Annotated in this window: 4 protein-coding genes and 1 pseudogene; all 5 read left to right on the top strand. The window is 52.5% G+C overall.

All coding sequences use genetic code 11. The features are described from left to right. Positions 1-1,540, top strand: a 1,540-nt coding sequence (locus V7680_RS14325; RefSeq protein ID WP_335653945.1) for a tetratricopeptide repeat-containing sulfotransferase family protein, incomplete at its 5' end; no start/stop codon positions are given. Further along, positions 1,537-3,147, top strand: coding sequence for a BCCT family transporter (locus tag V7680_RS14320; RefSeq protein WP_335653944.1), 1,611 nt, complete (start codon positions 1,537-1,539; stop codon positions 3,145-3,147). The genes V7680_RS14325 and V7680_RS14320, both read left to right, overlap by 4 nt. A gap of 181 nt (positions 3,148-3,328) precedes the next feature. After that, positions 3,329-4,237, top strand: coding sequence for a LysR family transcriptional regulator (locus V7680_RS14315; RefSeq protein ID WP_335653943.1), 909 nt, complete (start codon positions 3,329-3,331; stop codon positions 4,235-4,237). A gap of 390 nt (positions 4,238-4,627) precedes the next feature. Beyond that, entirely contained in the window at positions 4,628-7,168 is a 2,541-nt protein-coding gene (locus V7680_RS14310; protein WP_335653942.1) for a TonB-dependent receptor, read from the top strand. 12 nt (positions 7,169-7,180) lie between these two features. Then, a pseudogene (locus tag V7680_RS14305) lies at positions 7,181-7,413 on the top strand (MBL fold metallo-hydrolase); the annotation flags it as partial.

Here is a 7,413-nt window from a genome sequence, read left to right as displayed (position 1 = left end):
ATATGAGGGAAAACTGATCAAGGCGGAAACCGCCTGTCGCCATTTTCTGCAAACCAATCCCCACAATGTCGAAGCCATGCGATTGCTGGCCGATATCGGTTCGCGGTTGGGTATATTGGAAGATGCTGATTTTCTGCTGGAGAGCGCGCTGGAATTCGAACCGGACAATATTCAGGTGCGGATCGATTATATTCAAACTCTCCGCAAGCGCCAGAAATTTGCAGAGGCTCTAAACCAAAGCGAGTTTTTGTACCGGCGAGACCCTGATAATCCGGTTTTCCAATCGCTCTACGCCATCGAGTCCATGCAGACCGGAGACTATGAACAGGCGCTGGAACTATTCGAAAAGGTCTTGCAGCGGCTGCCGGATGATCCGGTAACGCTGACCTCTCGCGGCCACGCACTGAAAACTTTTGGTCGCCATGAAGAAGCAGTCCTGTCCTATCAAAATGCTATCGAATCAGACCCCGGCCATGGCGATGCCTATTACGGTCTGGCCAACCTCAAAACCTATAGCTTCGGCGACGAAGAATTGCGTCAGATGGAGGTGCAGGAACAAGGCAACCGGTTGAGTTATCAAAACCGCATCCATATCTGTTTCGCGCTCGGCAAGGCCTACGAAGACCGCAAGGATTATGACAGGTCCTTTGCTCATTATGATCGGGGCAACCAGTTGAAACGCGTGCAGTCACGCTATGATGCCAATCAGATGACCGGGGAACTCGATAGCCAGATAACGGCATGCACGGCAGCGCTGTTTGAAAAGCAGTCTGACAAGGGGTGCGATGCTCCGGATCCGATCTTCATCCTCGGGCTGCCGCGCGCAGGCTCGACCCTGCTGGAACAGATATTGGCTTCACACAGCCAGATTGATGGCACGCTGGAATTGCCAAATATATTGTCGCTCGCACACCGGCTCCGGCGGGCAAAACAGGCGAGCAATGACTCGCTTTATCCTGAAAACCTATATGACCTCGAGGCAGACCAGTTGCAGGCAATTGGGCAGGAATATATCGAGAGCACACGGATCCACCGCAAGGGCGCACCGTTCTTCATCGATAAAATGCCCAATAATTTCCGCCATATCGGTTTAATCAAACTCATTCTGCCCAATGCCAAAATCATCGATGCACGGCGGGAACCGATGGCCTGCTGTTTTTCCGGGTTCAAGCAACTGTTCGCAGAAGGACAGGAGTTCACCTATGGATTGGAGGAAATCGGCCAATATTACGGGGACTATGTACGGCTGATGGAACATTGGGACAGCGTGTTGCCCGGCGCTGTCTTGCGGGTACAGCATGAAGATGTGCTCGACGATCTCGACGGGCAGGTTCACCGCATGCTCGATTATCTCGGCTTGCCCTTCGAGCAGGCCTGTATCGATTTCCACCAGACCGAACGCGCTGTTCGCACTGCCAGTTCGGAGCAGGTGCGCCAGCCGATTACCAAAGCGAGCGTCGATCTGTGGCGCCATTATCAATCACATCTGCAACCGCTGAAAGATGCGTTGGGAAATATAATATTGGAGTCTCGACAGTGAGCGGAACGGAAACAGCAGCGGCGGACGTTGTCGATATCGACTATGAGACCGATTATGAAGCGGGCCAGGACAATGTAAATACATTCGGTCTGGAAATGCACAATCCAGTGTTTTTTATAAGCGCTATCCTGATTATCGCATTTGTGCTCCTGTCATTGATATTCCCGCATATCTCGCAAGACGGGCTCGAGGCGACCAAGGCCTGGACGCTGCAATATTTTGACTGGTTCTTTGTCATCGCCACGAACTTCGTGTTGTTTTTCTGCTTTGCTGTCGCGATTTCACCCTTGGGTAAAATTCGTCTGGGAGGCGCCGATGCCAAACCAGAATTCGGCATCGCCTCGTGGATTGCGATGCTGTTTTCTGCCGGTGTCGGTATCGGCATGCTATTCTACGGCGCAGCCGAACCAATGGCTTATTACACCGATTGGGGCGGAACACCGCTCAATGTCGAAGCCCTGACGCCGGAAGCCGAACGACTGGCGCTTGGCGCGACCGTGTTCCACTGGGGGCTTACCCCCTGGGCTGTTTATGCCGTCATTGGTCTGGCGCTGGCTTTCTTCTCCTTCAACAAAGGTCTGCCGCTGACCATCCGCTCGGCTTTCTATCCCATTCTGGGTGATCGGATCTGGGGATGGCCCGGGCATCTTATCGACATTCTGGCCGTGATCGCGACGCTGTTCGGTCTCGCAACGTCATTGGGCTTTGGCGCGCAACAGGCGGCGACCGGAATCTCGTTTCTGTTCGGGGTCGAAGCGAGCCTGACGTCCCAGCTATTGCTGATCGTTGTCATTTCGGGGCTGGCAATCATTTCGGTGATCCGCGGTATGGACGGCGGCATCAAGCTGTTGAGCAATGTCAATATGGTTCTGGCTGCATTGCTGCTTGCATTTGTTTTTGTGGCCGGGCCTACGCTGCAGATATTCAAAGGCTTTGGCACCGCGATCGTCAGCTATGCTGAATATGCCATTCCATTGAGTGACTGGAACGACCGCGACGACAAAATCTGGTATCATGGCTGGACGATATTTTACTGGGCTTGGTGGATCAGCTGGTCGCCATTTGTCGGTATGTTTATCGCCCGCATTTCCAAAGGTCGTACCATCCGTCAATTTTTGACCGTCGTACTGATTGTGCCGGTGATCGTCGCGATCATTTGGTTCACAACATTCGGCGTGACGGCGATCGAACAGGTCAAGGACGGCGTTGGCCAATTGCCTGCCGGCATAAGCGAAGTGCCGCTGGTGCTATTCCAGATGCTGGAAAATATGCCGTTTCCCTATATCGCATCATCCCTGGCCATCCTCCTGTTGATCGTATTTTTTGTTACTTCGTCCGATTCCGGATCACTGGTGATTGATGCTATCACAGCAGGTGGCCGGACCGATGCACCTGTCGCACAGCGCATTTTCTGGGCAGTATTGCAAGGTCTGGTTGCGGCGGCATTGCTGGTAGGCGGTGGTGCGGCGGCACTAGGGACGCTGCAGGCAGGGACAATTGCCAGCGGTCTCCCATTTACCGTGGTGTTGCTGGTCTGCTGTTACAGCCTGTTCAAAGGCCTGATGTCGGAATATCGTATTCTGAAAGCACGGAATCTGGAGGATTGATATTCGGTCCGCTCGTTTTTGTAGCCTGACAAGTACAGCCATATAGACAAGGGAATTTTTGCAGGGCCTCACTAAGCCCGATGCTTTTGCATGCGGTGTCGATCAATGCGGGATTATACGCAGATCATCATCAATCCAATTTTCTGTTTAAGCTTTTTAAGATAACTGTTATCTATCGCGAATGCGGCTGGATAATTTCGATCTCAATCTGCTGGTGGCGTTTGATGTGCTGTTGCAAGAACGCAATGTCACCCGTGCTGCCAATCGTCTCAACGTGACGCAGGCTGCCATGAGCGCTGCATTGAAGCGATTGAGGGAATCTTTTCAGGATGATATCCTGAAACAGCATGGCAAGAAGATGATTCCGACTGCGCGGGCGATTGCGCTTGCGCCGGAGATATCCAACGCAATACTCCACCTGCGAAGTCTGATTTCAAGCGGGAAGGGGTTCGATCCCAAAACGTCGGATCGCTGCTTCAAGATCGCGGCGTCCGATTATATCACTACGGTTCTTATTGTTCCGCTGCTTGACGTCTTGCAGCGTGAGGCACCGAGTTTGAGGCTCGATATATCTCTTCCCAATCAGGATACGCTCGACCAGTTGACCAACGGAGAGCTGGATCTGTTCCTGACTCCGGAAGAATTTGTGCAGCCCGACCATCCGCGAGATTTACTGTTTGAGGAGCGGTATGTGGTTGTCGGCTGGTCAGGCAATCCGATCATGCAAAAGCCCCTGACAACGGAAGGCTTCTTTGATTGTGGTCATATTGCTGTGCAAATCGGCCACCGGAATACGTTCATCGAACGCGCTCTCGAAATTCATGGGTTGGAAAGGCGGATCGAAATTACGGCTCCCTCCTTCATTCAGGCGCCGTGGCTGATCCCGGGTACCATGCGTCTTTCCCTGATGCATGAAAGACTGGCAAAAATTGTCGCGCCCGCAGCCTCCCTGATCATTGCCGAGGCACCGATCAGCTTGCCGGTTATGCACGAGATGATGCAATTTCATGCCAGCCGAGAAACCGATGAAGCTTTGATATGGTTGCGCCAGAAATTGAAGCAGGTCATTGAAAGCCCGGCGAAGCCATAAGAGAATTGGCAATTATATTCGCTTACTCGGTAGTCATCTGTATCTGATGTTATCGTTATCCGGGAGCCGGGATCGCCGCTTTGCGCCGTATACGCAGGGAAGATGAAACCAGTCTCATGGGGCTTCACTCCTAAGAATGACGACGACTATCCTGTCATTTTTGAAATCGTCCAAAAAAATCAGCGTCTTGTAGCAATTTCCATATATAAATATAATTTGTCGTAGCTCACATAATCTAATGATTTTTCCTATCTGTAAAAATGATTATTGCTATTGTTGAAAGTGATTTTCGCAATTTGTGAATCTGGCTTATCCACGAAATGGTATCAAGCCGCGGCGTACACGCGGCAAAAACCAGGATTAAAGGGGAGGAAAATAATGAAATTCCATATGAACAATGCGTCTGTGTCCAAGGCTGCGCTTTCGTTCGCGCTGGCTTCGACAATGTTTGCAGCGCCCGCTGCGGCCCAGGATTCCGCTAACATCGACAACGAAACTGCACAGAGGTCCGGTGGACTGGATGTGATCGTTGTGACCGCGCAACGCAAGGAAGAGTCCCTTCAGGACGCGGCTATCCCGATCAATGCGGCAACCGGCGAAGAGCTCGCCATGGCCGGGGTCACTGATGCCACCGCGTTGAATAAAATCGCGCCAGCGCTTTACACCACCGCTGGTGGTGGTGCCAATGCGGGTTATTTTATTCGCGGCGTCGGCAACTTCACCAATAACGGTTACACAAACCCTGCCGTGGCATTCAATATCGATGGCGTCTATATTGGTCGTCCGTCTTCGACGATTGCTTCGTTCCTTGACGTTGCGGTTGTGGAAGTTCTCAAAGGACCACAGGGTACCTTATACGGTCGCAACGCAACCGGCGGTGCTATCAACGTCATCCCCACGAAACCGCAGCTTGGCGAGTTTAGCGGTAATGTGTCTGCGGGTTACGGTAATTATGACGCCTTCAACATCGAAGGCGCGATAAACGTTCCGATCTCGGACTCAGGGGCGCTCCGCCTGGCTGCAACCGTCAATCAGCATGATGGTTATAATAGTGATGGCACTTTTGATGCCAAGGATTTTGCAATTCGCGGACAATTTTATGCGGAGCCGAGCGACAATTTCAACTTCCGCATGTCTATGGACTATTCGACGCAAAAGGGTGTCGGGGCTGGCACCAATATCCAGGGCGTTTATAATATCATTCCACCCGTCCCGGCACTGAGGGCCAATCAGCCAGTCAACGGTTGGAGATTTGACGCTGCACCAGCTGGCGTGTCGGATCCATATTCGGGACTACATACTCCAGCGGCCGACGCCTACACTTCCACCATTGCCGGCGCACCGCTGCATTCACCTTATAATGGCGATTATGCCTATCCGTTCCGCAATGACGCATATTTCGGCGTGAACGTCGAGATGAACTTTGACCTCGGCGGTGTCGATCTGGCGATTATACCAGCTTATCGGCATTCAAAGCTGGACAACCAGTTTAACGGCCCTCCATTCAAAGCTGCAATCAATCAGGATACGGCTGAACAGTTTAGCGTCGAGGCGCGACTGTCCGGTTCAACCGGTCCTCTCGACTGGATTTTGGGCGGCTACTATTTTGATGAGACGGTCGAGGGCATGAACTCCTTCAACCAATTCGCCACCTTGGGTGCTAATAGTTTTACATCCAAATCAGAATCAGCAGCGGTCTTTGCAAGAGCTACATATAATGTGACGGACAGTCTGCGTATCGTTGGCGGTATCCGCTATACCGACGAAAACCGGGACTTTGACGCCAATGCCGTTGCCGTAGCAGGCATCTGTCTTGAAGAGCCGGTCGGTCGCGCACCTTTCTGCCCACAAGTGCCGACAATTCCAGTGGGCCTGACGCTGCAGGATTCGCTGGACCAGTTTGATCCCGCACTGTTTCCTGCCCGGCCGATAAGCACATATGATCCGAATGGACCAAACGGCGTCGGGCAGGTCTTCCCTTATGGTCCCTTCAATGTCGGCGGTGATTTCCCGCCAGGACCGGGTGCTCTTCTCATAATCACGCCGAACAAGATCCAGAGGTCAGGTGGTGATGGCGAGGTAACTTTCCGAGCAGCCGTCGAATATGACATCACGCCCGATAATCTGCTTTATGCCAGCTTTGAAAACGGGTTCCGTGCCGGTGGATTTAACGCTTCTCGCGGGAATGAAGAATTTGATCCGGAATTCATCGACGCATTCACGATCGGTTCGAAAAACCGCTTCTTTGACAATCGTCTGGAGATGAATGTCGAGCTGTTCTATTGGAAATATGAAGGACAGCAATTGGCTGCGCTTGGCGTCGACGTCGATGGCAATAATTCCTTCTACACCCGCAATGTCGGCGAATCTTCGATCAAGGGCGCTGATATTGACTTCCAGTTTCTTGCGACCGAAACGACGAAAATTCGCGGCGGCGTGCAATATCTGGATGCGACATATGATAGCTATATGTTCAATCAGACCGATTTGGCCGATCCAACTGATCCACCTGAACTCTTGAGGCCGGTTACGACCTGTGACGCGACACAGGATCTGGCAACCGACTCCTATGACATCGATTGTTCTGGCAAGTCGGCTTTGAATTCGCCGAAATGGTCTGCCAATATCGGTATCGAGCAAACGGTTGAATTTGGTAATCTGAAGCTGGTCGGTTCGGTTGACGGGCGTTATCGCGGTGCCAGAGAAATCGGATTTAACTATATCCCCGAGAGCCGCATCGGCAGCGATTTCACGATGGATGCTGCTCTGACCTTGGGCGATATCGATAATGGCTGGTCCTTGACCGGTTATGTTCGCAATTTGACCAATGAAGCTGTGCTGTCAGTCGTGCAGCTTGGTGCCGGTAACGTTGTCGGCGCCAATTACCAGCCACCACGGACCTATGGTGTGCGGGCGAAATTCAACTTCTAGGGAGAATTGGCCATGCGCCTGATGCAAATATTGTTGGCCAGTGCAGTTGCACTGGCCGCCATCCCGGCCCACTCGCAGGAGCGGTCAAACGCTCCGGCGGAAACGGCCGAGCAGGCCGATAAAGGGCTTTGGGTCACGCTCGGAACGCGCGGAGGGCCGGTTGCCAGCCCGACACGATCCCAGCCAGCAAATCTGTTGGTCGTCGCGGGCAAAAATTATCTTGTTGATGCGGGCGACGGGTCGGC

Source organism: Parasphingorhabdus sp., assembly GCF_036963705.1.
Classification (GTDB): domain Bacteria; phylum Pseudomonadota; class Alphaproteobacteria; order Sphingomonadales; family Sphingomonadaceae; genus Parasphingorhabdus.
This window is presented reverse-complemented; position numbering and strand designations above follow the sequence as displayed.